Annotated in this window: 19 protein-coding genes; 8 read left to right on the top strand and 11 right to left on the bottom strand. The window is 72.8% G+C overall.

Translation table 11 applies throughout. The features are described 5' to 3' along the window. Positions 1 to 33: 33 nt before the first annotated feature. The 5 genes from OG310_RS32965 to OG310_RS32985 all read right to left on the bottom strand — a co-directional run bounded on the left by OG310_RS32965 (position 34) and on the right by OG310_RS32985 (position 7,679). Positions 34 to 1,506, bottom strand: coding sequence for a dihydrolipoyl dehydrogenase family protein (locus OG310_RS32965; protein ID WP_329459504.1), 1,473 nt, complete (start codon positions 1,504 to 1,506; stop codon positions 34 to 36). A gap of 49 nt (positions 1,507 to 1,555) precedes the next feature. Then, a complete protein-coding gene (locus OG310_RS32970) occupies positions 1,556 to 2,002 on the bottom strand; it encodes a VOC family protein (RefSeq protein ID WP_329460496.1) in 447 nt (148 codons plus the stop codon). Positions 2,003 to 2,355: 353 nt separating this feature from the next. Next, on the bottom strand, positions 2,356 to 4,251 hold the full coding sequence (locus OG310_RS32975; protein WP_329459505.1) for an alpha-L-fucosidase: 1,896 nt from the start codon (positions 4,249 to 4,251) through the stop codon (positions 2,356 to 2,358). Positions 4,252 to 4,255: 4 nt separating this feature from the next. Then, positions 4,256 to 6,418 carry a family 20 glycosylhydrolase gene (locus OG310_RS32980; protein WP_329459506.1) on the bottom strand — a complete coding sequence of 721 codons (2,163 nt, stop codon included), beginning with the start codon at positions 6,416 to 6,418 and terminating at the stop codon, positions 4,256 to 4,258. A gap of 478 nt (positions 6,419 to 6,896) precedes the next feature. Next, positions 6,897 to 7,679 carry a sugar isomerase domain-containing protein gene (locus tag OG310_RS32985; protein ID WP_443078786.1) on the bottom strand — a complete coding sequence of 261 codons (783 nt, stop codon included), beginning with the start codon at positions 7,677 to 7,679 and terminating at the stop codon, positions 6,897 to 6,899. A gap of 164 nt (positions 7,680 to 7,843) precedes the next feature. On the opposite strand from OG310_RS32985, the gene OG310_RS32990 reads away from it, so the two are divergent. The 4 genes from OG310_RS32990 (at position 7,844) to OG310_RS33005 (ending at position 12,068) form a co-directional block, all read left to right on the top strand. Then, positions 7,844 to 8,791 carry a MurR/RpiR family transcriptional regulator gene (locus OG310_RS32990; protein ID WP_329459508.1) on the top strand — a complete coding sequence of 316 codons (948 nt, stop codon included), beginning with the start codon at positions 7,844 to 7,846 and terminating at the stop codon, positions 8,789 to 8,791. Between the two features lie 41 nt (positions 8,792 to 8,832). Next, entirely contained in the window at positions 8,833 to 9,942 is a 1,110-nt protein-coding gene (locus tag OG310_RS32995) for an N-acetylglucosamine kinase (protein ID WP_329459509.1), read from the top strand. Positions 9,943 to 10,138: 196 nt separating this feature from the next. Further along, positions 10,139 to 10,759: an L-threonylcarbamoyladenylate synthase gene (locus OG310_RS33000; RefSeq protein WP_329459510.1), complete on the top strand. Its 621-nt coding sequence runs from the start codon at positions 10,139 to 10,141 to the stop codon at positions 10,757 to 10,759. An 85-nt stretch (positions 10,760 to 10,844) separates the two neighbouring features. Further along, positions 10,845 to 12,068 (top strand): hypothetical protein, encoded by a 1,224-nt coding sequence (locus OG310_RS33005; protein ID WP_329459511.1) that lies wholly within the window; start codon positions 10,845 to 10,847, stop codon positions 12,066 to 12,068. A gap of 66 nt (positions 12,069 to 12,134) precedes the next feature. Here OG310_RS33005 and OG310_RS33010 read toward each other — a convergent pair whose 3' ends face one another. Continuing rightward, positions 12,135 to 12,623 (bottom strand): nuclear transport factor 2 family protein, encoded by a 489-nt coding sequence (locus tag OG310_RS33010; RefSeq protein WP_329459512.1) that lies wholly within the window; start codon positions 12,621 to 12,623, stop codon positions 12,135 to 12,137. Between the two features lie 349 nt (positions 12,624 to 12,972). Here OG310_RS33010 and sigJ point away from each other — a divergent pair, with 349 nt between their 5' ends. Then, on the top strand, positions 12,973 to 13,920 hold the full coding sequence (gene sigJ, locus OG310_RS33015) for an RNA polymerase sigma factor SigJ (RefSeq protein ID WP_329459513.1): 948 nt from the start codon (positions 12,973 to 12,975) through the stop codon (positions 13,918 to 13,920). A gap of 386 nt (positions 13,921 to 14,306) precedes the next feature. Here sigJ and OG310_RS33020 read toward each other — a convergent pair whose 3' ends face one another. Further along, a complete protein-coding gene (locus OG310_RS33020) occupies positions 14,307 to 14,765 on the bottom strand; it encodes an RrF2 family transcriptional regulator (RefSeq protein WP_329459514.1) in 459 nt (152 codons plus the stop codon). Between the two features lie 147 nt (positions 14,766 to 14,912). Here OG310_RS33020 and OG310_RS33025 point away from each other — a divergent pair, with 147 nt between their 5' ends. Beyond that, positions 14,913 to 16,175 (top strand): acyl-CoA dehydrogenase family protein, encoded by a 1,263-nt coding sequence (locus tag OG310_RS33025; protein WP_329459515.1) that lies wholly within the window; start codon positions 14,913 to 14,915, stop codon positions 16,173 to 16,175. A 120-nt stretch (positions 16,176 to 16,295) separates the two neighbouring features. On the opposite strand, the gene OG310_RS33030 is transcribed toward OG310_RS33025, so the two are convergent. From OG310_RS33030 to OG310_RS33045, 4 genes are all read right to left on the bottom strand, one after another. After that, a complete protein-coding gene (locus OG310_RS33030) occupies positions 16,296 to 16,643 on the bottom strand; it encodes a DUF6233 domain-containing protein (RefSeq protein WP_329459516.1) in 348 nt (115 codons plus the stop codon). Between the two features lie 407 nt (positions 16,644 to 17,050). Then, positions 17,051 to 17,635 carry a PspA-associated protein PspAB gene (gene pspAB, locus OG310_RS33035; protein ID WP_329459517.1) on the bottom strand — a complete coding sequence of 195 codons (585 nt, stop codon included), beginning with the start codon at positions 17,633 to 17,635 and terminating at the stop codon, positions 17,051 to 17,053. Between the two features lie 178 nt (positions 17,636 to 17,813). After that, positions 17,814 to 18,719, bottom strand: coding sequence for a zinc metalloprotease HtpX (gene htpX / locus OG310_RS33040; protein WP_329459518.1), 906 nt, complete (start codon positions 18,717 to 18,719; stop codon positions 17,814 to 17,816). 280 nt (positions 18,720 to 18,999) lie between these two features. Then, positions 19,000 to 22,158 (bottom strand): glycoside hydrolase family 2 TIM barrel-domain containing protein, encoded by a 3,159-nt coding sequence (locus OG310_RS33045; protein ID WP_329459519.1) that lies wholly within the window; start codon positions 22,156 to 22,158, stop codon positions 19,000 to 19,002. A gap of 622 nt (positions 22,159 to 22,780) precedes the next feature. Here OG310_RS33045 and OG310_RS33050 point away from each other — a divergent pair. Then, positions 22,781 to 23,869 (top strand): LacI family DNA-binding transcriptional regulator, encoded by a 1,089-nt coding sequence (locus OG310_RS33050; RefSeq protein ID WP_329459520.1) that lies wholly within the window; start codon positions 22,781 to 22,783, stop codon positions 23,867 to 23,869. A gap of 420 nt (positions 23,870 to 24,289) precedes the next feature. Further along, on the top strand, positions 24,290 to 25,519 hold the full coding sequence (locus OG310_RS33055; protein WP_329459521.1) for an extracellular solute-binding protein: 1,230 nt from the start codon (positions 24,290 to 24,292) through the stop codon (positions 25,517 to 25,519). Positions 25,520 to 25,529 lie beyond the last annotated feature (10 nt).

Here is a 25,529-nt window from a genome sequence, read left to right on the forward strand (position 1 = left end):
GGCGGCGCGGCCCCGGGCCGCCGCCGGGCGGGATCAGAAATCGGCCTCGGCTCCGCGGACCGTGGCGGCACTGTCCCGCCGGGTCTCCAGCAGCCGCAGCCAGACCTCGCTGATCGTCGGGAAGGCCGGGACGGCGTGCCACAACCGTTCCACCGGTATCTCGCTCGTCACCGCCACCGTCGCCGAGTACAGCAGCTCGGCGACGCCGGGGCCGACGAAAGTGGCGCCCGCCACCGTCCCGCGGTCCTGGTCGATCAGCAGGCGGGCCCTGCCCCGGTAACCGTCGGCGTACTGCACGGCGCCCGCCACCCGGCCCAGGTCGTAGTCGACCACGTCGACCCGGCGCCCGAGACGTTCCGCCTCCCGCGCGGTCGGACCGACGCTCGCGACCTCCGGGTCGGTGACGACGACCTGCGGCACGGCCACGGAGTCCGCCGTCGGCGCGTGCGCGCCCCAGGGGCCGTCGTCCAGCGGACGGCCGTTGGCACGGGCACCGATGATGGCACCGGCGATCCTGGCCTGGTACTTGCTCTGGTGGGTCATCAGTGCCCGGTGGTTGACATCCCCGGCCGCGTAGAGCCAGCCCTCCGGGACGCTCCGGACACGGAACGTCTCGTCCACACTCAGCCAGTCCCCGGGCGCGGCACCCACGGTGTCCAAGCCGATGTCCCCCGTGCGCGGCGCGCGTCCCGTGGCGAACAGGATCTCGTCCGTGGCGAGTTCGGCACCGTCCGAGAGGGTCGTCCGCACCTGGGCCGGGGGGCCGCCCTCACGGGTCACGGACGCGACCGAGGTCGACAACCGCACGTCGACACCGGAGGCACGCAGCGCGTCGGCCACCATCTCGCCCGCGAACGGCTCCATCCTGGGCAGCAGGCCCTCGCCCCTGACCAGCATGGTCACCTCGGAACCGAGGGCCCGCCACGCCGTCGCCATCTCGGTGGCGACCACCCCGCCGCCGACCACGGCGAGCCGGCCGGGCACGGTGTCGGAGCTCGTCGCATCGCGATTGGTCCACGGCCGGACCCGGGCGAGACCGGGCAGCGCGGGCAGCGCGGAGTCGGTACCGGTGCAGACGGCGACGGCGTACCGGGCACTCAGCCGTACGGTGTCGCCGCCGGACGAGCGGACCGTCACCTGCCGGGGACCGTCGAGCCGGCCGTGCCCGCGCACCAGGTCGACCGGGACCGAGCCGAGCCAGGCGACCTGGTCGTCGTCGTGCCAGTACGCCGCGAGCTTGTCGCGGTGCGCGAAGACCGCTGCCGGGTCCATGGCCTCGGCGATAGCGCCGAAGCCCGGTACACGGTGTGCGTCCGCCCGTGCCAGGACCGGCCTGAGCAGCGCCTTGCTGGGTTCGCAGGCCCAGAACGAGCATTCCCCGCCGAGTAGTTCGCTCTCCACGATCACGGTGCTCAGCCCGGCGTCGCTGGTCCGTTCCGCCAGGTTCTCGCCGCACGGTCCGGCGCCGAGCACCACCACGTCGTAGGTGCCGGAGGTCTCACTCATGCCCACGCGTACTCCTGTGGTTGCCCGGGCCGGCCGCCCGGGTGCCGCTTCACCGGCCCGGGAGCCTCGTCCGGATCTCCTGCACCAGCCAGTGGTTCCCGTCCGGGTCGTCGAAGGCGAAGAAGGATCCGTAGCTCGCGTGCTCGGGAGCCGGTCCGGCCACCCGTCCCTTGTCGCCCGCGTGGTGGAAGACCCCGCCCGCGTCGTGGAAGATCTCCCCGACGTCCACACCGCGGTCCACGAGCTCGGCCCGGGCCTTGTCGATGTCCAGGACGACGAGATGCAGACCGTCCGCGGAACCCGGGGGCGCGGACGTGATCCCGCTGCCGACGGTGATCGAGCACCCCGAGCCGGGCGGTGTGAACTGCACGACCCGGAAGCCCTCTTCGTCGCCCACGTAGTCGATGTCCAGCCGGAACCCGAGCGACTGGTAGAAGTGCTTGGCGCGGTCGACATCGGAGACCGGCAGGACCACGACCTCAAGCTTCATGTCCATAGCCATGCAGCAATTATGGGACGGATCACCCGTTTGCGCAGATCGGCCGGTCCTCTTGGAGAACTCTTGTTCTCCGGGCGCGCGGCAGCGGCCCGGTGCGGTCGACCGTGCGCGGAACGGGTTCTGCGCCTGGCTCTTGGCGACAGCGCGAGCGAGCGGCGCGCCCCTCGCGAGAGCCGGCCGGGCAGCGAGAGGCCCGACCCGACCGGACTCACCGGACAGGACTCACCGGACAGGGCGGATCCATGGTCCGTCCGACAGGGCCGGACCCGCCGGTCCGGACCTGTCGGACAGGGCCGGACCGGCTCTCGACGTCGCCCTCGGTCAGGCCCTCATGGCGATGCCGCCTGTGATCACTCCACCTGAGCACCGGACGTGCTGTACAGACCCAGCGCGGACAGATGCGGGGTGTTCCGGGCCCCGGTGACGCGGACCCGGAGGGCGTCGGTCGCCACCGGGGCCCCGGTCGCCAGGATGCGCGCGTAACCGATGGTCGTGCCCGAGGCGATCTCGCTCCATGCTCCGTCCGTCCAGGCGTCCACGGCGAAGTCCTCGACGAGCTGGCCCCTGGTGATGTCCTCGCCGAGCCGTATCCGGTCGAACGTGACGGCCTTCCGCAGGTGTACCTCCAGGGCGCCGGTGGTGGCACCCTCGCCGGGCGACCAGGCCGATCCGAGCCGCGCGTCCGTGAGGGCCTCGACCGTACGGGAAGGCCGGGCCCCGGCCAGGAGGTTGTGGCCGTAGACCCTGGCGACGGTGCGGCCGAAAGCGGTCAGCGAGGCGACGTCCTCGTCGGCCACCCGCCCCGACGTGTCGGGCGGCACGTTGAGCAGGAGTACGGCGTTGCGACCGACCGACGTCTCGTACAGATCCATCAACTGGGCCGCCGACTTGGGCTGTTCGGACGCGTGCCAGAACCAGCCCGGCCTCAGGGAGACGTCCGCCTCGGCGGGGAACCACTGGAGGTAGCGCACCCCGGACGCGGTGATCGCCGCGTCGGAACCGATGTCCGCCGCCTGCGGGCCGCCCGGCAGCAACGTCTCGCCGTGTCCCGTCGCCGGGTCGGCCGTGGCGGGCGTGACACTCCACTCACTCTCTCGGGCCCGGCCCTCCTCGTTGCCGACCCATCGGGTGCCCTGCGGGCCGGCGAAGGTCACGGTGTCCGGGGACAGGGCGTGGATCAGCCGGAACCACGTCGTGAAGTCGTATGTCTCGCTGATCCCGCTGGACGTCCACGGGTTGGCGCCGTCGAGCCACAACTCGTCGATCGGACCGTACTGGGTGAAGAGTTCGTAGAGCTGGTTGAGGTAGTACGCGTTGTAGTCGTCGGCGAGGACGCGGAAGTGGGGCAACCGCCCCGAGCGCACCGCCTCGTCCCGGTCGTCGCCGGGCACCAGAGTGGGGATCGTCCGTTCGGTGACGTCGCTGTCGCTGCCGTAGCGGCCGAGGCCCGCCGGTGTGCGGTCGCGGTCGTCGTACGTCGACTGCTCCTCGATGCTGAGCGAGGCGCCCGCGTCGTGCCTGGCGACGATCTGGTCCACCCACGTGCGGTGCCATGCGTGCGGCAGTTCGGCCCCGTCGGCCGGCGAGAGGTAGACGCCCACCTTCAGTCCGGCGCGGCGTGCCGCGGCCAGATAGGTGCCGAGCAGGTCACCGTGCGGGTTGACGTCGCCGGTGGCCCGGATGCGCCAGTACGCCGACGGATCGGTGGCCCGCTCCCGAGCGGCCCGCTCCCGGGCGGTTCGCGCCGCATCGTCGGGCCTGCCGCCGCGATACCACCAGGGGGACGCGACGACGGAGTGGTTGGTGTAGCGGGTGGGGTACACCACGAAGCCGTCGTGGTGCTTGGCGGTGAGCATGACCTGCTTCATCCCGGCCGCCCGGTAGGCACGCATCCACTGGTCGACATCGGCGTCAGCCGGGGCGAAGGTGGCCTCGTCCTCGCAGCCGGAACCCCACTCGCGGTCGGTGAAGGTGTTCATCCCGAAGTGCGTGAACCCGGTCACCTCGCGCGACTGCCAGGCCACTTGGGGCGGCCTCGGGACCACCGCCGCCGCCTTGGCGACGATGTCGGCCGGTGTGTCGGCGGGATCCACCGTCACCACGGAGAGGGGACGCCCGGCGTCCCGCGCGCCGACCGCCGGGGCGGGCGTGCCGGATACGGGCGCCGCGGCGGCGTCCACGGTGGGAGTCAGGGCCGCCGCCCCGACGGCGGTACCCGCGATCAGGATTCCCCTGCGGCTGATCATGTCGTCACCTTCCCTGCTGTGCCGTGGCGGTTGTTCCGGGTGTGCGATCCGTTCCGGCGGCGCGGGTCGGCCCGCTCGTGGGAGTCGTGGCGCTCGTGGAGGAGGCGCCGGCCGTGCTCGCGGCGACGCGCCACACATCGTGCGTGGCGGTGTCCCGGGGTTCCTGCACGACGGCCGCGCCCGCACTCCGTGCCGAGAGCGTCTGCTGGGTGATCGCGTCGACCAGCCGGTATCCACCGGGAACCGGTTCGAGCTGCCACTTCTGGGAGGCGGCGGAGGAACAGGTCTCGACGGTGGCGGCGGCTCCGATCTCCTCGACCACCTTCATGCCGTTCGCCGCGCCGTGCGACACGTCGGCGCACAGTCCGCTCGCCGGGTCGACGAGCCGGTAGTAACCGTCGTCCGTCGAGCTCAGCCGCCATCGGGGCGCCGCGCCGTGCGAAGTGCGTGCGGCCGTCAGCGCGGATCCGGCCGTGGCGCCCGCCGTGAGCCCACCGCCGCCGACGGCGCCGATCGTGTACGTACCGTCGGCCACCGGCTGCGTCCAGGCGGGTCCCCAGCCCGGCGCGTGTCCGAGGCGGTCACCGAGTGCGGTGAATCCGGCGTAGTCGGCGGTCGGCTTCGGGCCGCCCCAGGACCCCTGCGCGAAGACCCGCAGGGAGTCGAACATGCCCGTCTGGGCCTGGTTCTCGGTCTCCGCCCCGTAGTTGTCGGGCCACACCATGTACTCGGCCCCGGTGATGCCGTCCTGGTGGGCCGTGACCGTCCCGTCCGTGAAGTCGGCCGGCGTCCAGTCGGTGTCGTAGAGCTTCTCCGCGTCGGGCCGGTAACTGCCGCGCACGTAGTACAGGGCGTCGCTCGCGTTCATCACGCGGTATCCCTGGTCGAGGAGTTGCTGCGAGGTGACGGGCTCGGGCAGCCAGTGCTCGATGACGATGTCCTTGTTGAGCGGGACGGTGTTCTCCCCGGTCAGGCCGTCGTTCCAGATGCGCAGTGTCCGGCCCTTGGAGCGGACGTACGCGTCGACGCGGTTGACGAAGTCGATGTACGCGTCCTGCGGGGTCGCGGCGGGACCGAACTTCTGCCGCGCGTAGGCGAGCAGTTGGGGGTAGTTGGAGTACGCGGAGCGGATCATGTACTCGTCCGCGCCCATGTGGAAGTACGGCCCGGGAAAGAGCGAGAGGTCGGTGTCGACCAGGTGGGTGTAGAAGGTGAAGGCGGCCGGGTCGGTGATGTCCAGGCGGGTGGGATCCGGTGTGCCCTTGCTGTCCGCGAGCTGCAGGTCCGGGTACGGCGTGAGGTAGGGGTCCATGTGACCGGGTGAGTTGATCTCCGGGATCACGGTGATGTGGTACCGCGCGGCGAGCGCGACGATCCCGCGGACCTCCTTGGGTGTGTAGTACGAGAAGGTGTTCACCTCGGGGTACTCCGTGCTCTTGACCTTGAGTTCGAGGTGGAGGGTGTTCAGCTTCAGGTACGCCATGTCCTTGATGAGCCGGGTCAGCCAGGCGTCCGTGTTGTACGTGTAGCAGGCGCACACACCGACGGCGCGTTCCCCGGTGGACGGCACGTCCGTCGTGCTTCCCCTGGGCAGGGAGGTGGTCCCCGTGAGCAGCTGCAGGAGCGTACGTGTGCCGTAGAAGGCGCCGGTGGGGCCACGGCCCATGACGGACACCCGGTCGGTGACGCGCAGCGTGTAGCCCTCGGAGCCGAGGTCGCCGCGCGCACGGTCGGAGCGCAGCACGATGTCGCCGGGGGCGGCGGGGCCCTCGGTGACGGCGACGCGGCGGCCCAGGGTCCCGCGCAGTTCGTCGGCGAGCATCCGGGCGGTGTCCGCGTCGGCCTTGTCGGTGTCGATCCGGGTACGGGGACCGAGGCGCAGGGATCCGTCGCCACCCGTCCAGTTGTGCAGGGAGGGCAGGGTCGCGGGCGCCGTGGCGGTGACCGCTGTGCCCTGCGCCGCGGCGGTGCCGGTGCCGGTGCCGGTGCCGGGGGAGGTTCCCGCAGCCGTCGCCGCACCCGCCCCGGCCAGGGCGGAGATGACGAGCGCGGCGCTCACGGCCAGCGCGGCGGCGGGTCTCGCGAGCAGGCGGCGGCGCAGCAGGCGCAGCGGATGCGGGGACGGGGGCCGGCGGCTGTCGCCGCCTGTTCGGTCTCGACCGTTCATGCGTGCTCCAGGGGAGGGGAAGCTGACGGTTCCACGGGTCGGACGGATGGCGCGAGCGGCGTACGCGGGGCCCCCGACGGGTCGTGGGCCGCGGGTCGCGTACGGGTGCCGGGGAGGGTCTGGGGGTCCAGAGGGTCGGGAGGGGGTGGCGGGCGCGAGGGCGTACCGGACGGCACGTCAGGATCGGCGTATCCGGCATCCGGGCAGGTGCGAGGCGGGCGCGCGGCGCGGGGCGGGGCGTGGGCCGCAGGGCGCTCGCGGGCAGAAAGCGGACATCACGGATCCCGGGGGAGGGGCCACCCGGCGCGGAGGGCGGGGCCTCCGTACCGGGGGGACGCGACCCCGGGTACGGAGGCCCCGCTGACGGACCGGACCGCGGGACACCGGGTGCGGGCGGACCTGACCGGGACCCTCGACCGTCGCTGCGGCACAGCCCCGGCGGCGGACCGGGCAGGGGCCGGGCGCGGCCGGCTCCGCGTCAGGCGCCCCGGCGGATACGCCCCGCGTAGCGGTCCTCCAGCTCCTGGTTGTGCTCGTCACCGCCCGGCACGTTGGCCGACAGGTAGACCGGCGGTTTGACGCCCGCCTCGATCAGCAGCCGCACCACCTCGGCGTTCACCATCTGGGCCAGGTACGCGGCGGTGATCGAGGAGACGGCGCAGGCGGATCCGCCTCCGGGCAACGGCAGCAGGGCGTCACCGTAGGGACCCCCGTTGTCGAGGACGACGTCGGCGAAGTCGCTCAGGCGCTTGCCCGACGGGTGGCGGGGGGTGACCCGCGCCGTGTGGGCCAGGCTCGTCACCGCGATCAGTCCGTGGCCGTGTTCCTTCACGAGCTTCGCCATCTCCACCACGCAGCCGTTGATGCCGGAGTGGGAAGCGATGACGAACACGTCGTCGGGCCGGGGCGCCGCGAGCTCGTAGAGCCGGTGGGCGATGGCGGGATCGCGTTCGAGCTTCGGATCGGTGAGGACCTCGCGAGGCGCGTCCCCGTGGAGTACGAGATCCCGCAACGCGATCTTGTTGGTGGGCACCAGCCCGCCGGCGCGTCCGGCGACCTCCGTGGCCAGGGACTCCGAGTGGCCGGTGCCGAAGGCCTGCACCACCCCGTCCGACCGCAGAGCGCCCGCGATGAGTTCCGCGGCGCGCAGTACCGCCGCGGCCTGCGTGGTGACGACGCGGTCGACCACGTCCTTCGCCGCTGTGAGGAACTCCTGACTGTCCGGCACCCGCACTCCTTGGGAGTCGTTGGAAAGCGTCATGGGAGAGAGCTGGGCATGGAGAAGTTTTCTTCTCCATGGACACGACTTTGCGCGCACCTCTGGGCCAAGTCAATGCCCCCGAGGCAGAATTGGCCGCCGGGGGCAGCGAAGGTTCCGGCCCGGACCGGGAGGTCCCGGACAGCGAGCAGGACGAGGGGGATCGGATGAAGAATAATTCTTCGTCACATCAGGTGGCGGCGCGAGAGACCCCGCAGGCGGGTCCCCTCTCCGCAGGGCCTGTCGGCGGGATCGTCGGCCGCATCCGGGAACTGCTGCCCGGCCTGCCCGAGGCCCAGCGCACCACGGCGGGTCTGATCCTGGACGACCCGGCCGCCGCCGCGCGGATGACCATCCTGGACCTCGCTGACGCGTGCGGGGTGTCCACCGGCTCCATCACACGCTTCTGCCGCACCCTCTCGCTGCCGGGGTACTCGGCCCTGCGCCTCGCGCTCGCCTCCGACACCGGCCGCAACGAACACGAGACCTGGCAGGCCAACATCGGCCGGGACATCTCGGAGAGCGAGGACATCCACGCCGTCGCCTCGGCGATCTCCGCCGGAGTGCGGCACACCGTGGGCGAGACGCTCGCGCGGGTGGACCTCGCCGCCGTGGAGCGGGCCGCCGCGACGATCGCCGCGGCCCGCCGGGTGGAGATCTGCGGGGCGGGCGGCAGCGGCAGCATCGCGGCCGAGTTCCAGCAGCGGGTGTACCGCATCGGCGTGCCCGCCTGGTGGTCCGCCGACACGCAGGTCGCGCTCACGGGCGCCGCTCTGCTGGGTCCGCGCGACGTCCTGCTGGCCGTGTCCCACAGCGGGCTCACACGGGAGATCACCGACCTTGCGGCGGAGGCCGCGTCCCGTGGCGCGACGACCGTCGCCGTGGTCGGCGACCCGGAGTCACCCCTCGCGCGCCGGGTGGACACGGTCCTCGCCACGACGGTGACGCACGAGGGGCCGGCGGGTCACACGATCCTCAGCAGGCACGCCCAGATGGCGGTGCTCGACCTGCTCTACATCGCCGTGGCCCAGCGCACGTACGACCAGAGCACCGAGGCGATGGCGGCCACCAGCGAGGCCGTACGCCCGTACAAGCACCCGCACGGACAGGGATAGCCGGCTTCCCCCGTCACTTCCGACTCCCCGAGGAGCGCATCGTGCCCGGCAGCAACGGCAGCAACGGCAGCAACGGCAGCAACGGCAGCACCAACGCCGGTAGCAACACCGGCAACGCCGGCAGCAGCGTCCGCGTGCCGACGTCGGCGCCGGACCTCGTCCTCGGCATCGACGCCGGCGGCACCCGTACCCGCGCGGCGCTCGCCCCCGGGGGACCGCGGGCCGGCGCGGGCGGCGACTGCGGTCTCCTCGCGACCGGTACATCGGGCCCCGGCAACGCGCTGTCCGAGTCGCCCGACGTACTCACGGCCCATCTGCGCGAGGCGATGGCCGCCGCGGTACCGCCCGAACTGCGCTCGCGCGTCCGGGCCGTCGCGGCGGGTCTCGCCGGGTGCTCCGCCCAGCCCGGTGACGCCGGATCGCGGGCGGCACGGTCCGCACTCACCCGTGCGCTCGCCGATCTCGCCATACGGCCCCGCCTCGTGAGTGTGCACAGCGACACGGAAGTGGCCTTCGCCGCCGCGCCCGGGCCGCCCGCCGACGGCCTGGTCCTCGTCGCGGGTACGGGCGCCGTGGCGGCCCGCATCACCGACGGTGTCACCGTCGCCACCTCGGACGGGAACGGCTGGCTCCTCGGCGACGGCGGCAGCGGCTTCTGGATCGGCCGCAGAGCGGTCCGGGCCGCCCTCGCCGAGTTGGACGGCCGCGGTGCTCCGACCCTGCTGGGGGCGGCGGTTCGCGCCTACTACCTCGGCGAGGCGGAGGGCGTCGACGAGGCCTGCGGCACGCGGCCCTCTCCGGCCGAGGTCCGGGACCGGCTCGTGCACGCCGTGCACGAGCGGCCCGTGATCGACCTGGCCGGACTCAGTCCCGCGGTCGCCGACGCGGCGCGCCGCGGGGACCGGGTGGCCCGCAGGATCCTGGCGGGCGCGGCGAAGCGACTGGCGGCGACGCTGGCTCCGCTGCGCCCGGGGCCGGACGATCTCCTCGTCACCACCGGGGGCCTGCTCGGCCCGGAGGGCGTACTGCTGCCCGCTCTGCGCCGCCGCCTCGCCCCGGGAGGTCCCGTCCCCCACCCGGTCAGCGACGGGCTGCCCGGCGCCACCGCCCTGGCTCGCGCGGCGCTGACCGCATCCCGCGAACGTGCGTGACGCGGGGACGAACGCCCGCCGCCACTGGACGGGTTCGACCAGGCCGATCGGGCCCGTCACGACCAGAAGGGGACACCGGGCGGCCGTCCCGCCCGGGGCGAACCGGACCCGCCCGCGCCCGCGTCGCGCGCTGCCCCGCCCGTGCTCGTGCGCGCCCCTGGCGGCGGCTTCGGCCGCAGGCGCCTAAGCTCGACGGATGGCCAGGTATTTCGACGTGCATCCGCAGAACCCGCAACAGCGCATCATCAGCGGCGTGGCCCAGAACATCCGTTCCGGGGCACTTGTCGCGTATCCGACCGACTCCTGCTACGCGTTGGGCTGCGCACTGGGTGATCGTGACGGCATCAACCGTATCCGGTCGATCCGCAATCTCGACGATCGTCACCACTTCACGCTGGTCTGCCAGAATTTCGCGCAGCTGGGTCAGTTCGTGCAGATCGACAACGACGTGTTCCGCGCGATCAAGGCGGCGACACCGGGCAGGTACACCTTCATCCTGCCCGCGACGAAGGAAGTCCCCCGCCAACTGCAGCACCCGAAGAAGAAGACGGTGGGGGTGCGCATCCCCGATCACGTGGTCGCCCAGGCCCTCGTCGCCGAACTCGGCGAACCCCTGCTGTCGAGCACGCTGCTGCTGCCCGACGAGCCCGAACCGATGACGCAAGGGTGGGAGATCAAGGACCGGCTCGACCATGTCGTGGACGTCGTCCTGGACTCGGGTGACTGCGGCACCGAACCGACGACCGTCATCGACTTCTCCGGCGGGGAGATGGAGATCGTCCGCCGGGGCGCCGGCGACACGGCACGCTTCGAGTAGGTCGCTCCCGAGCCGCCGGCCCCGCGCCCACCGCCGCGCACGTGCCGCCAAGGGGCGGCCGGGCCGGTCGGGTTACGGTGTGCGGGTGGAGAAACCGGAGGTGGCCGGGGTTACGGGTGTGGTGGTGCTGCTCGCGGCCGCCCCGGTCGGCAAGGGCCGTCTGATCGATGCGGCGGCGGTGCTGCCCGCGCTCGCGGCCGTCCCGCCGGACGCGTTCACCGGCACGCCCGTGTCGAGCGTGATCGAACTCGCCGATCCGCTCGACCCCCAGACCGTGCTCACCCGTATCCGTGCCGCGGCCGCGTCGCCCGGTCCGCTGTCCGTGTGCGTCGCGGGCCAGCTCCACGTGGACCGGCGGCAACGGCTGCTGCACGTGGCGCTCGCCCGGACGAGCGTGAACACGCTGCGCTACACGGCCCTTCCGTGGCACTGGCTCGCGGCCGAACTGGGGCGCCGCGCTCCCGGTACGACGACGGTACTGGTCGATCTGGTGGCCGACGCCGAGGCCTGGCGGGAGGCGAGCGACCCCCAGCGGCTGCTCCTCGGGGCCGGGGTGCGGTTGTACGGACGCGTCGCCGCGCACCCGGCACGCGGACCGCTCGCGGTTCCGGCCTACCTGGGGGCGTGCGCCGGCCTGTGGCGCAGTGGCGCCCGCCCGGGGCCGGTCCGACTCCACGAGCACGCTGCCGTCCGGGCGGCCCAGGACGGCCACGAGGACGCGGTGTTCCTGGCGTTCGAGCCGGTGCCGGGAGGCGGGGCACCGTCGCCCGACAGCCGGCCCCCGCGCCGGCCATCGACGCCCTCCGGCCCTGCCGGCCCCGTTCCTGCCGGCCCTGCCGTGTCCGTCCCGGCCGCCTCTGACGCCTCCTCCGTCGAGGCGGCGGATCCGCACCCCGCGATCCTGGCGGCCGCGCGGGCCGGGCGCCACGGTGAGGCGGCGGCGATGGCGGCCGCGTGGGAGAGCGAGGCCCTGCGCGCGCACGGGCCGCGTTCCCTGCAGGCGGTCCACTGGCTCGAGGTACGGGCCGACCTGGCACGCCTCGCGGAAGACCCGGCCCGTTCCTGCCAGTTGTGGACGACCGCCGCCCAGACGCGTCTCGCTCTCGGACAGGGTTCCGACGCTCCCGATCTCCAGGGCGCGGTCGACCGCGCGCACCATCAGTGGCAGCGCCTGACCGATCCCGAGCAGGCCCGTACCCTCGGCCGGTCCCTGCTCACGGTACGGTCCAGGGTCCCCGGGCGGGACGGCGCCGCGCTCGGCGCGCTGGAGCAGGCGCTGGCGGTCGAGGCCCCGCACCCCGCGACGTAGCCGAACGGCGCGGAGGAAGGGCCGATTTGGTCGGAGGGGGAGCGGTGAACCGCCCCACCCGGTGTGTCACAGCGGGCCGCCCTCCCCGGCCCCCGGGCCGTCGTCGGCTGCCGCGCGGGGCGCCGTGCCGGTGAGCGCGGTGGTGTCGGTGCAGCGGACCTCGTAGCGGCGCTCGGAGAACTTCCAGCCGTCCGGGGTGCGTCGGTAGTGGTCGTGGTATATGGCGTGGTTCTGGTGCGTACGGCCGTCGCGCAGGCGCCCGAACTCCGAGACGTACGCGCGGCCTTCCGCGCCGTCCCTGTCCCCGTCCAGCCGGATCGTGCCCGGGTGAGTGTGCTGCACGAAGAAGTCCCAGAGTCCCTGCAGGCGTTCGACCCCGGCGCGGATCTCTCCCCGGCCGACGAGGTCGACACCGATGCCGGGGATCCGCCACCTGCCGTCCTCGGTGAACAGCGCCGCGAAGCGGTCGTAGTCACCCATCGTGCCCGCGTCCGTGAACTCGCCGCGCAGCGACTCGATCTCGAAGCGGTCGGCGATGACGCGCATGTCGTTCATGGTTTCCTCCCTTGTCCGATTCGCCGGCATCGCACGGCAGCGCGCGGCCGGGGAATCCCCGTGAGTACGATCGGCCCGATCGGCGCAGGGACGCCCCCCATCACGCCGGACCGTCGCGGGCGGGTGCCCGCCGACCGGCCCTCGGCCGGGCGGCCCTGGACAGGCCGGCCGGCCGAACGGCACGCTCGTCGAGAACACCCGCGCCGAAGGGCCCTGGGGGTCGTCGGTGTTCGTCTCAGCGATACGACGACGCAGATCCTGAAAGTGTGAGTGACGTACGGCCTCACGCATCGGTGCGCTGTTTCGTCGAAGGAGTGAGGCAACCGCGATCGAGGGGGACGACGACACGATGAGTACTCAGGCAGAACCGGCGGACGCCCGGCCCGATCCGGGCCTGAACGCGGTCATGGACGAGCGGCGCAGGCTCGTCCATCTCGCCTACCGGCTCCTCGGCTCCCTCTCCGACGCCGAGGACGTCGTCCAGGAGACCTACGCCCGCTGGTACGCCATGTCCCCGCGGCAGCGGACGGACATCGTGTCGCCCGGCGGCTGGCTGACGACCGTCGCCAGTCGCATCTGTCTCGACCTGCTCGGTTCGGCCCGGGCCCGGCGGGAGAGGTACGTCGGCGCGTGGGTCCCGGAGCCGCTGCCCGGCCGCGGGGAGTGGATCAGCGGCTGGTCGGGCGGCGATCCCGCGGATCCGGCCGACAGGGTCACCCTCGACGAGTCGATCGGCATGGCCTTCCTCGTCGTGCTCGAATCGATGACCCCGGCGCAGCGGGTGGCGTTCATCCTCCACGACGTCTTCCGTTACCCCTTCGCCGACGTCGCCGGGATCGTCGGCCGTACGCCTGCGGCATGCCGTCAACTGGCCACGTCGGCCCGGCGGCGCCTGCAGGCGTCGCGGGGTGCGCAGACGTCCGCGATCCGGCGTTCGGCCCTCGTCAGGGACTTCAAGGCGGCGTGGGAGACCAGGGATCTCGACGCGCTCATCGGGCTCCTGGATCCCGGCGCCACGGCGACCGGCGACGGAGGCGGCATCGTCAGCGCGTCGCTCCACCCGATCGAGGGCGGCGAACAGGTGGCGCGCTACGTCGTCGACATCGCGGGCCGGGCACCCGACGCGACGGTCCTGGAGCGTCTGGTCAACGCCCAGCCGGGACTGCTGATCCGGCAGGACGGTGTCGCGGTGGCGGTGCTGGCGTTCGATGTCGCGGGCGACCGGATCACCCGCGTCTGGGCCGTGCGGAACCCGGAGAAGCTGCGCGCCTGGACGGCGGACCCCGAACCGCGCTGAGCCCGCGACGGCCTGTACGCGGGGACCGGTGCGGGCTCGGCCGGCAGAGTCGGCCGGGGCGCCCACCGGTTGCGGTCGCGCGCGGGGTCCGCCGCACCGGTTGCTGCGGCGTGCCCTCTTCCTCACGGGGTCCGGCTCTGTCACGGGGTCCGGCTGGACGGTTCCTGTTCGTCCTGGGGACCCCGCTGGGCGGACGGCCGTGAGGACGTCGGCGGGCGAAGTACGGCCGCCGTGCGTCGGGGCTCACCCGGACGCGGCCGGCCCGGCGGGCGCGCGGTCACTGCCCTCCGCGTCCGGGGCGGTCGGTGGGGAACGAGAGCGGGTCGCCCGGCCCGGTCATCCGGACGGAACGCCTCAGGGTTCGCCCACGCCGCGGGGGCGTGGCCTCAGGGGTTGGCCCACGCCGCGGGGGCGTCGGTCAGGGCCAGCACGTCGGCCGGGAGCCGGCCAGAAACGACGTCGTGAAGCGTGACGCCGTCGAGGATCTGGCGGACGCCGGCCCGCAGGGCGATCCACAGGGGCAGCAGCGAGTCGGCCGCTCCCGTGTACGACAGGTCGGGAGGCCGGACGCCCTGCACGGAGACGAGTGGCCCGTCCACCATGCGGATGACGTCCGCGATGCTGATCGTGTCCGGGGCGGCGGCCAGGCGGTAGCCCCCGTTCGCCCCGCGCTGGCTCAGCACGAGGCCGCCCCTGCGCATGTCGTTCAGGATGGCTTCGAGGAACTTGTGCGGGATCTGCTGGGCGTCCGCGATGGTCTCCGCCTTCAGCGAATCGCCGTCGGGGGCGGCCGCGAGCTGGAGGGCGGCCCGCACCGCGTAGTCCGCCTTGGCCGAGATCCGCATGACGCCATTATTCCGTACATGGGCCCCGGTACGTACGGCGCGGCCCTTCGACGGGTGTCTGATGGGCGGACAGGCCTTGCACGGTACGGTATCCGTGGCGCATATTCCCTACTATTCAGATAGGAATAGTGGGGAAGTGGTGGGACGGTGAGCAGCGCGATCGAGCGGCGCCCCGGGGACACGGCGGAGAGTGGCGAGACCATGGGCGGCGCCGACGACTTCTGGCTGCGCGTCGGCCGTGAGCTGGCGGACGACCTCGCTGTCGACGCCGTGGAGAGGGACCGCGCGGGCAAGCCCCCGTACGACGAGATGGTGCGCGTCCGCGAATCGGGTCTCCTGGCAGCGCTGGCGCCCCCGGACGCCCGGGGCTTCGGGATGGGTTGGCGGACGGCCTGCGCCGTCGTACGTCGCATCGCCGCCGCGGACGGGTCGATGGGCGAACTCCTGGGCCGTCACTACGTGCTCTCGTGGAGCGCCCGTTTCTTCGCGGGCCCGGAGCGCGCGGCCGAGTGGGAGGCCGACGCACGCAAGGAGCAGTGGCTGTGGGCGGGTGACACCGGAACGACGCGCCCGCATGCCTTCGCCCGGGACACCGGCACCGGACCCTCCCTCATACGGGCCGCCCGCCGGGGCGGCGGCGGCGTCCTGCGGGGCAGCCGCACCGTGGCCTCGGCGGTGACCCTGGCCGACCGGCTCGTCCTCAACGCCACCGCGGACGACACGGGCGAACCGCTCGTCGTGTGCGTGGCACCCGGGGACGCGGGCATCCTGCGCGAGGCGGCGCACGACCGGCTCGGCCAGCGCCTCACCGACGCGGGAACCGTCCACTTCGACGAGGTCGCGACGGACGCGGAGGCCGTACTCGGCCCGTTCTGGACCGACGAGGACGTGGCGCCGCCGTTCACGATGCTCGCCTCCGCGGCCCTGCGGCTCATGCTGACGCACGTGGCGCTCGGCATCGCCGAGGGGGCGTTGGCGGAGGCAGGGGACCTGAGCCGCGCGGAGGCACGCCGCCTGCGGGCCGTCGAGGATCCCGGCGGTCCGCTCGCCGCGACGGACGGGGACGTACTGCTCGCCTTCGGCTCGCTCGCGCTCGACCTGCACAGCGCCTCGGCCGTCGTGGACCGGGCCACCACCGCGCTTGCCGATTCCCTCCGTGAGGGGCGAAAGCTCGACGAGGAACGCCGTACGGGCACCGCCGTCCTCGTGGCGGCGGCGGAAGCCGTCACGGTCCCGGCGGCTCTGCGCACCGGCGAAGGGGTCCTGGGGCTGGGGGAGGCGGAAGGACTCGACCGGTTCTGGCGGGACCTGCGGACCCTGGTGGGACGCGTCCCCGCCGGTCACGCTCTCCGCGTCCTGGGGGAGTACTACCTGAGCGGAGACCTCGGCCCGGCGACGGCCGGCGGCTGAGAGGCGGATCCGTCCGCCACCCGGGCGCCGGCCGGCGGCAGGGCGCGGCCCGTCCGGGAGGCCGGCGGGCCGGGGTTCGCGCCCGTGCACGCCCGCGACCCGGCCCGGGGCCGGGGAGCCTCACTCGACCCCGAGGTCGGTGTCGGGCCGGCATCCGCTGCAGGCCTCCGCTCCCTGAGCCAGGGCTTCGAGCGCCTCGCGGCGTGTGCAGGCGCCTCCGGTGTCGTGGCGGGAGATGAAGAAACAGCCCGAGGCGTGCAGACGTACGGGCTTCCCGTCCTCGTGGTGGAGCCACCAGGGGCGCTCGGCCGCCCGCGTGGCGCGCAGGTGTGCGCCGCGCCTGCCTTCGTCACGGAGCGTCTCCTGCTGGATCCATCCGTCGACGCGCGCGAGTTCGTTGAGCAGGTAGCGGCGCAGGAACCGCAGGAGTTCCAGCCGCGACGGCATCGCCGGTTCGGACCCGCTCACGGGCACGGACCGGCAAGGGGGCGGCCCGGCCGGCGGGCCCGCGGGGCGTGGCGCACCGTACTCGCACGGACCGGTTCCCGGCGGGGAGAACCGGCGAGAGACGGCCGGGACGGGGATGCGAGGCGTGTGCCGTCCCCCGGGCGGGCCGCCGTGAGCGCCGAGGGCGCGACGAACACCCGCCTGTACGACGGCGCGTGCGACACGCCGCCGCGCGACAGCTCGTCGCGGCGTCCGAGCAGGTTTGCGGGGAAGTCGTCGGCCATAGGCGAATGATACGTGTGTTCGATTTATGAGAGCCACCGGCCGCCGGCCCCCGGCACCTCCGCCGGCCCCCGGCACCTCCGCCGGCCCCCGGCACCTCCGCCGGCCGTGGTCGCCCCGCTGCCGAGGTCGGCGCCGCGCCGGGCTCACAGACCCGGCGCGCCCCAGACCGGGAACCAGCGCGCGAGATCCGGCTCGATCCGGAGGTCGTCCCCGAGGATCGCCCTGACCTGGAGTTCCCGCTGGTTGTCCCGCTTGCCCGGAGCGCCGGGCAGGGGTGCGAACGGGTAGAAGCTGCCGCGCTTGTAGAGATAGACGAGCGCGAGGGGCCGGTCCTCGGTGTCCCGGAAACCGAGCAGCGAGCAGAGCAGATGAGGGCCGAACCCGCCGTCCTGCAGGAGGGTGTTGACAGCGTGCAGGTCGTTGACCAGGGCCGCCGTGTCGTCGGGCGGCTGCCGTGCGAGCAGCCAGGTGTAGCCGAACGAGTCCTCGGTGAACTCCACCGGGACGCTGCCAGGACCCGCGTCGGTGTCCAGCAGTTCCTGGACGTCCTGCCTGATCCGGGCGAAGCCACCGCCCTCGACCCCCGCGAAGCAGACCGAACCGAGACCGGTGGGCGTGTAGCCGGCGCCGGCCCGGAGGGTCAGCGAGGCGGAGGGGACGGCGAAGAGCTGATCGAGATCCGGGCGGACCGGCTTGCTCCGGCCGAGGATGCTGTCGAGGAGGCCCACCGGGCCACCTCCTCCCTGCGAGAGGCGGGCGGAACGCGTGGGACGGCGCGGCGGCCAGGACGGGGGTCCCCGGGCGAACGCGCCACGGTACGGCTCGCGCCGCCCGGGGCAGGGCCGCAGGTCCCCGGGCCCCGGACCGGGACCTGAGCCGGGACCCGGGGCGGGCGGCCGTCCGCGCTCACGGGCGGCCGAGTTCGGCCGAGATGCGCGCCAGCTGCTCCAGCCGCTGCTCCAGCGTCGGGTGCGAGGAGAACAGTCGGCCGAGGCTCTGCTTCGAGGCGAAGGCCGGCACGAAGTAGAAGGCGTTGTACGGTTCGGCCCGCCGCAGGTCCTGCGTCGGGATGCGCGCCATCTGCCCGCTCACCTTGGTCAGTGCGGAGGCGAGCGCCGAAGGCCGGCCGGTCAGCTGCGCGGCGGCGCGGTCCGCGGAGAGCTCGCGGTACCGGGAGAGCAGCCGTGTCAGCAGGAATCCGATCACGTACACCAGCGCGCTTGCCAGCGGGATCAGCAGGATCGCGATTCCCGCGGGCCCGGCGCTCCGCGCGCTCCTCGACAGTCCACTGAAGAGGGCGATCCGCGTGACCACGCCCGCGAGTACGCCCAGGAAGGAGGCGATGGTCATCACGGCGACGTCGCGGTGGGCGACGTGGGACATCTCGTGCGCGAGGACGCCTTCCAGTTCCTCCGGCTCCAGCCGGCGCAGCAGGCCGGTGGTGGCGCAGACCAGGGCGCTGCGTTCGCTGCGGCCGGTGGCGAAGGCGTTCGGTATGTCGCTCCGCGCGATGGCCACCTTGGGTTTGGGCATGTCGGCCAGCGCGCAGATCCGGTCGACGGCGCCGTGCAGCTCGGGGGCCTGTTCCGGGGTGACCTGGTGCGCCCCCATGCCGAAGGCCGCGATCTTGTCGCTGAACCAGAACTGGGCGACGAAGAGCCCCGCGGCGAGGATCAGGATGATCGGCCAGAACTTTCCGAGCACGACCAGCAGGACGCCGACGAGGACCACGTACAGCAGGCCGATCAGGAACATGGAGGTCACCATGCGGGCGGTCAGACCGCGGTCCTGCGTGTAACGGGTCTGTGTCATGGCACGCCTCCGTCGATTCCAGCTCCTGCCTACATCTTGCTCCTTCGCGGACCCGAAAGTGATAAATGGAATATATGGAAAATGATGCCCAAGATCGCCTGGCCGGACGGTCGTCGTCCGGTGCCGGTCCGGGACGGGACCCCCGGGGCAGCGGACCCCGGGACCCCGGACAGCGGACCCCCGGAAACCCCGGACATGGGACCCCCGGGACGTCGGGCTCCGGGCCCTGAGGCAGCCGTGCCCCGGCCGGAACGCACCGGCCGGGGCACAGCGGGCGTGATCAGCCCCGGTCGAGGGTGAAACCGGAGATGCGCTGCGCGCCCGAGGCCGTCCCGGGAGCCGCGCTGGTCAGGTCCAGGCGCACGCTCACGGTGCGGACGGGCGTGAAGGTGACGACGGTCGGGGCGTCGCTGCCGGTCGCCCAGGTGATCGCGGGGTGCTTCACGGGGGACCACCGGTCGCCGTCCCAGTAGGAGACCGCCAGGGTGGCCGGGAGCGCGTGCGTGCCGTCCACGGTGAAGTTGACGGAGAGCCCCCGCACGTTCCCGGCGGTCTCCCAGGTGACGGAGACCCAGTCCCCGGGGCGGGCGCCGTTGAAGGCGGGCAGCAGTGCCGTCGCGCTCTTGTTGAAGGCGTTCGACCACCCGGTGGCCGGGTTGCCGTCGACCATCGCCGCCGGGAGTGAGGTGTTCGCGCCGGAGTAGCTCGCGTCGGCGACCGGGTAGACCGGCGCGTCCGGGCCGGGACCGGGCGCGAACCGGACCGGGGCGGTGGCGGCCACCGCGCCGGACGCGCGGGTGGTGCGCACCGACGCGGAGGCGGTGTGCAGGCCGGGCGCGCTCGCGGTCACGGTGAGGCGGCCCGCGCTGGTGCCCGAGCGGACGATCGCGAGGGCCTTGCCGTGGAAGGCCGTCCGGGTGGTGGCCTGGTACCGCTCGGCGCTCTCCTGCTGTCCGTTGTCGAGGCCGGCCAGTGAGCCGCCCGATGCCGCGAAGGTGATCAGGTGGTCGGCGCCGGGTACCACGACGCCATGGGAGTCGATCACCTCGGCGGTGAAGTAGACGAGCGCGTCGCCGTCCGCGACCGCGGAGGTGCGGTCGGGCGTGAGCCGGATGGTGCTCGGTTCGCCGGCAGTGCGCAGGACGTCGGTCGCCACGGTCCTGCCGTTCTTGCGGGCCACCGCCTTCAGCTCCCCGCTGCGAAACGGCACGTCCCAGGTCAGGTGCAGCTTGCCCGCGCTGCCGTTGGGGCTCGTGTAACTGCCGGGGAAGCGGCCGGTGGTGACCGTCTTGTCGTCACCGCTCGCCTCGGTGGTCTCCAGGTACGTCCGCCCGTCCAGGGTCTTCTTGGTGTCGAAGCGGCGCACACCGAGCGAACGACCGTTGAGGTAGAGCTCGACCGTGTCCACGTTGGCGTACGCCCACACCTGGACCGTCTCGCCCGGCTTGTGGTCCGTCCAGTCCATGGGCAGCAGGTGCACCATCGGCTCGGAGGTCCACTGGCTCCGGAAGAGGTGGTACATGTCCTTCGGGAAGCCGGCCGTGTCGACCGCGCCGAAGAAGGACGCCTTCACCGGGAAGACGCCGTACGGGGTCGGTTCGCCGATGTAGTCCGTGCCCGACCAGAGGAACTCGCCCGCGAAGAAGGCCCGGTCACGGTCCTTCTTCAGACCGTACTCGCCACTCATGGTCCACGACGCGAGGTTGTTGTCGTAGGACGAGGCGGCGCGCTTGCCCGGGGTGTAGTTCTCCCCCGTGTTGAGGTGCTCGGGCTCCTGGTAGGCGCCGCGCGTCGAGGTCTCCGAGGACGACTCGGACTCGAAGAGGAACAGGTGCGGGTAGCGGGCGTGCAGAGCGTCCACCGAGGCCGCGGTGTTGTAGTTCAGTCCGAGGCCGTCGAGTTTGGCGAGCATCAGGTCGGCGGGTGAGCCGACGGCGGGCAGCGACCGGTACTTGTCGGAGCCGATGACGATCGGGCGGCTGGTGTCGAGGGCGCGGATCGCGGTGATCAGCCCGTCGGCCATGGCCAGACCCGCGGTGCTGGTGGAGTCGGGGATCTCGTTGCCGATCGACCACATCATCACCGCGGGCGAGTTGCGGGCGGCGTTCACCATCTCCGCGATGTCCAGGGCGCTGTTGGCGTCGAAGAAGCGGCCGTAGTCGTAGGTGTTCTTGCCGTTGTGCCAGCAGTCGAAGGCCTCGACCATCATGACGATGCCCAGTTCCTCGCAGACGCGGATCATCTCCGGCGAGGGCGGGTTGTGCGAGGTCCGGAAGGCGTTGACGCCCATGGACTTCATGATGGACATCTGGCGCAGCACCGCGTCGTAGTGGATCGCGGAACCGAGCGCGCCCTGGTCGTGGTGGAGGTCGACCCCCTGGATCTTGGCGTACTCCCCGTTGACGGTCAGTCCGTGTTCCGCGTCGAGGGTGATGTAGCGCAGGCCGAAGGTGGTGGTGACGGTGTCCACCGTCTCCCCGTGGACCCGGACGTCGCTCTGCAGCGTGTAGCGGTTCTGCGGGGTCGCGTGGGACCAGAGGTCGGGCCGGTCCACCCGTATCTCCACCGCGACCTGCTGGGCGCCGGCCGTGACCGCCAGCGCCAGCGGTGAACTGGCCTGCGCGACCTTGCGGTTGTCGCGGTCCCTGACGGTGTGGACCACGGTGGCGGCGACCGGGGCCGCGCTCTCGTTGACGACGCCGATCCGGGCGTGGACGGTGGCGTAGCCGTTGCCGTGGCCGGGCTTCACCGTGTCGGCGAGGTCCGGCGTGGTCACGTACGTGCCGTGGCGGGCCACATGCACCGGGTCGGTGATGACCAGCCGGGCTGCCCGGTAGATGCCGCTGCCCGAGTACCAGCGACTGCTGGGGAGCTGGTTGCGGACCTCCACCGCGATCACGTTCGGCGTGCGGCCGTCCGTGTGCAGCAGGTCGGTGATGTCGAAGGCGAAACCGGTGTAGCCGTAAGGGTGGTTGCCCACCAGCGTTCCGTTGCAGTAGACGTAGCTGTCCATGTAGACGCCGTCGAACTCGACGGAGACGCGGCGGCCACCGACGGCGGCCGGCAGGGTGAACGATCTGCGGTACCAGCCGAGGCCACCCGGCAGATAACCGGTGCCGCCCGACGTCCCGTTCGCGGTGCTCGGCGTCTGCTCGATGCTCCAGTCGTGCGGTACGTGGACCGTGCGCCAGCGCGAATCGTCGAAGCCGGGGGTGGCCGCGTCCGCGTAGGCGCCGGTGGGGTCGGTGATCCCGGCGGGGTTGACGAGGGCGAAACGCCACCCGTCCGCGAGGTCGACGGTTCTGGGGATCGCGGACCCCGCGGGGCGGGTGTGTTCCGGGTCCGACTGGGCGCTCGCTGTCCCGGTGAGGCCGGGGAGGGCGGGAACCGCGGCTCCGGCCGCTCCGGCGATCAGGAACGACCTGCGGTTGACGGGCATAGTGGGGCCCTTCTCGTCGATACGTGCACACGCCGGCGCCCCGGGACAGGGCGTCCTGGCTGACGGCCCGAGGGGCCTTGAGAACTGACCAGCAATGAACAAAGTCCACCAAGCACCGGGGATTCTGCCACCGTCGTACCGCGAGGGGTCAAGGGTCGCGCAGTGGCTGTCGGAGCCGCGACGGTCCCGTCGTGCGCGCGAGGCGGGCCCGCGCCGGTGTCCCCGCGCGGGCCGAGCGGCGCGTCGCGCCTGGTGGGCAGCCCGGTGTCCGGTGAGTGGCCCGCGCCCTCCGGGGCTCCACCGGAGATCGTTGCTCCAACAACAAGTGGTGCGTTCGCTCTTGCTGCCCCGGGCAGGCCGCCGACGGTCTCCGGTAGCCCTGATGGAAACCGTTGATATTTGTCGCATGCCGTGTCCCCGGGACCGGTGCCGGGGTCCAGGGGCACGGGCAGCGGCAGGGGTCCCTGGGCAGGGCAGGGCAGGTCAGGTCCTGGTCCGGCGGTTCCCCTGCCCGAAGGGGCCGAGGAGACGCGCGCCCCCGCGTCGCGCGAGGGGGGAACCGGGAGCCGGTGCCGGCCGCGGGGCGGGGAGCCGGCCCGCCCGTTGGATACGATGGCCGCACGTGTCGTGGAAGGGCTCGAAGATGGCCACCATCAGGGACGTCGCCCAGCGCGCGGGGGTCGCTCCGAGCACCGTCTCGTACGTGTTGAACGGCTCGCGTTCGATCTCCGAGGAGACGCGGCGCCGGGTGCGCGAGGCCATCGACGGCCTCGGCTATCACCCGCGCGCCAGCGCCAGGACGCTGCGCAGCAGCCGCACCAGCGTGATCGCGCTCGCGCTGCCGCGCGCCGCCGGCGGCCTGCACGCCGTGGACGGCAGGTTCGCCATCGAACTGAGCGACGCCGCCCACGTCCTCGGGTACGACCTGCTGCTGACCACCAGCCAGGACAAGGCCGAGGGGCTTCGCCGGGTGGCGCTGAGCGGCCTCGCGGACGCGGCGGTGCTGATGGCCGTGGACATGGAGGACGCCCGTATCGACGTCGTCCGCGAAGTGGCCTTCCCCGCCGCCCTGATCGGTAGGCCCGCCGACGAGGACGCACTGCCGTGGACGGACCTCGACTGGGCCGAGGCGGCGGCGATGACCGTACGCGCCCTGGCTGCGGCGGGGCACCGGCAGATGGTGTACCTGGCCCCCGCCCGGCGCGAGGTGGACTCCCGCCGCAGTTACGCGCTGCGCGGTATCGCGGGAGCGCGGCAGGGGGCGGCGGGGACGGGCTGCGCCGTCGAGGTGGCTCATGCCGTGGACGACCCGGCCCGGATGGCGGCGCTGCTGCGCGAGCTGTTCGCGCGTCACGCCACCGAGCGGCGGCCGACCGCTCTGGTGGTGCAGCACCCCTCGGCCCACCACCACATCCTGACGTCGATGTACGCGGCGACGGGGCTGCGGGTGCCCGAGGACCTGACGATGGTGGTCGTCGGCACGCTGCCGGGGGACCCGCCCAGCAGTGTGCTGCCCCGGGTCGAACTGCCGGTGGCGACGCTGGCCGCCGAGGTCACGCGGCTCGCGGTGGCGGCGGCCGAGGCGCTGCGGACACCGCACGCGGGCACCGGGGAGCCGGACGCACGGCTGCTCGCCGCGTCCGTGGGGCACCTGCTGATCCCACCGGTCCTGCTGCCAGGATCCGGGCCGGGCCTGCTGCCGCCCGGCTGATTCCCGGGGCGGCGCAGGCACCGCTGAGGCCGATCCGCCGCGCAGGTACCGGCGCGCGGCGCCGCGCGCGTGCCGTCGCGCGCCCGGCCCGTACCGCTGTGCCTGCGCCGCCGACCGGCCGCCCCGATGCGCCCGTTCGGCGGGTGGCTCTTTCCCTCTCGTGGCGCGTCATGCCCACCGCGTCCGCGTACCGCCCGGTGTACGGGCCCACGCGGCACGCGGCACTTCATGGCGTCCACGCCGTCCGGTGCCGGCGTGCCGGGAGTGGGACCCCGGGTTTCGTACCGGAGTCTTGTCGGGGTCCCCGCCAGCGCCTAGCATCACCGCGTCGCCCCAGTCGAATCGATTCGATGATGGTCCGCTTCCCCGGGTGACCTCCGCGTTCTCACCGAGTCGCAGACCGAACGGAGAGCCCCGACCATGCTTTTGATCCGCCGTCGCCGCCGGGCGGCGGTCGCGATGTCCGCCGCCGCGCTGGCGGCGTCCGCGCTCACGGGATGCGCGAGTGTCCCCGACCCGGGCACCATCACGGTGCTCAACTCCGCCACCGACAGCCTGGAACACCAGCAGGAACAGGCGTACTTCGACCGCTGCGCCAAACCCCTCGGCGTCCGGGTGCGCCAGACGAGCGTGCCGGCCGACCAGGTCAGCTCCAAGGCCCTGAGGATGGCCTCCTCCCACTCGCTGACGGACATCCTCGAACTGGACGGTTCCGAGGTGCCGCAGTTCGCGGGGACCGGCGGACTCGTCCCCGTACGGCAGGCGGGGGTCGATGTATCGGGCATGTCGGGCAGCGCGGTCACCATGGGCAGTTACCGGGGCACGCAGTACGGAGTGGCACGAGCGGTCAACTCCCTGGCCCTGATCTACAACACGGATCTGCTCCACAAAGCGGGCCTGCGACCGCCCAGGACCTGGGACGAGTTGAAGCAGACGGCCAAGAAACTCACCCATGGATCGACATTCGGCATGGCGTTCAGCGCGACGCCCGACGCCGACGGCGTCTACCAGTTCCTGCCGTTCTTCTGGTCGGCCGGCGGGGACGAGGCACACCTGGACGACGGCAAGGGTGCGCCCGCCCTCCAGCTGTGGAAGGACCTGGTGTCCGAGAAGGCCGCCTCCAGCGCGGTGGTCACCTGGAACCAGCAGGACGTCAACGACCAGTTCATCGCCGGCAGGGCGGCCATGATGGTGAACGGCCCGTGGCAGGTCCCGGTGCTCAGCGCCCACAAGGACCTGCACTGGGCCGTCGCGACGATCCCGGTGCCGCACGCCGGCGAACCCCCGGTGCCCCCCATCGGCGGCACGGTGATGACGATCCCGCAGACCAAGGACAAGGGCCGGCAGCGAACCGCCGCGAAGATCATCAACTGTCTCAACGAGCAGCACAACCAGGTGGCATGGGGCGAGTCCGTCAACAACGTACCCACGCTCACGGCGGCGTCCGCGCAGTACAAGAAGCAGAACCCGAAGCTGGCCGCGTTCGCGGACGAGGTCGCCACCGCCAGGTCGCGCACCGACCGGGTCGGTGCGAACTGGCCCGTCGTCTCGGACGCGCTGGCCGGCGCCTTCCAGTCCGTACTGACCGGCGGCGCGGGGCCGCAGGCGGCACTGCGGCAGGCCCAGACCCGGGCCGCGGCCGGCGAGTGAGGAGATCTTC

Origin of the sequence: Streptomyces sp. NBC_01497 (assembly GCF_036250695.1) — a bacterium.
GTDB lineage: Bacteria > Actinomycetota > Actinomycetes > Streptomycetales > Streptomycetaceae > Streptomyces.

What these genes read in the sequence shown, in the direction of transcription:
- OG310_RS32965 (WP_329459504.1), bottom strand. Translation starts at nt 1,506, where the DNA reads ATGAGTGAGACCTCCGGCACCTACGACGTGGTGGTGCTCGGCGCCGGA.
- OG310_RS32970 (WP_329460496.1), bottom strand. Translation starts at nt 2,002, where the DNA reads ATGGACATGAAGCTTGAGGTCGTGGTCCTGCCGGTCTCCGATGTCGAC.
- OG310_RS32975 (WP_329459505.1), bottom strand. Translation starts at nt 4,251, where the DNA reads ATGATCAGCCGCAGGGGAATCCTGATCGCGGGTACCGCCGTCGGGGCG.
- OG310_RS32980 (WP_329459506.1), bottom strand. Translation starts at nt 6,418, where the DNA reads ATGAACGGTCGAGACCGAACAGGCGGCGACAGCCGCCGGCCCCCGTCC.
- OG310_RS32985 (WP_443078786.1), bottom strand. Translation starts at nt 7,679, where the DNA reads ATGACGCTTTCCAACGACTCCCAAGGAGTGCGGGTGCCGGACAGTCAG.
- OG310_RS32990 (WP_329459508.1), top strand. Translation starts at nt 7,844, where the DNA reads ATGAAGAATAATTCTTCGTCACATCAGGTGGCGGCGCGAGAGACCCCG.
- OG310_RS33000 (WP_329459510.1), top strand. Translation starts at nt 10,139, where the DNA reads ATGGCCAGGTATTTCGACGTGCATCCGCAGAACCCGCAACAGCGCATC.
- OG310_RS33010 (WP_329459512.1), bottom strand. Translation starts at nt 12,623, where the DNA reads ATGAACGACATGCGCGTCATCGCCGACCGCTTCGAGATCGAGTCGCTG.
- sigJ (WP_329459513.1), top strand. Translation starts at nt 12,973, where the DNA reads ATGAGTACTCAGGCAGAACCGGCGGACGCCCGGCCCGATCCGGGCCTG.
- OG310_RS33020 (WP_329459514.1), bottom strand. Translation starts at nt 14,765, where the DNA reads ATGCGGATCTCGGCCAAGGCGGACTACGCGGTGCGGGCCGCCCTCCAG.
- htpX (WP_329459518.1), bottom strand. Translation starts at nt 18,719, where the DNA reads ATGACACAGACCCGTTACACGCAGGACCGCGGTCTGACCGCCCGCATG.
- OG310_RS33045 (WP_329459519.1), bottom strand. Translation starts at nt 22,158, where the DNA reads ATGCCCGTCAACCGCAGGTCGTTCCTGATCGCCGGAGCGGCCGGAGCC.
- OG310_RS33055 (WP_329459521.1), top strand. Translation starts at nt 24,290, where the DNA reads ATGCTTTTGATCCGCCGTCGCCGCCGGGCGGCGGTCGCGATGTCCGCC.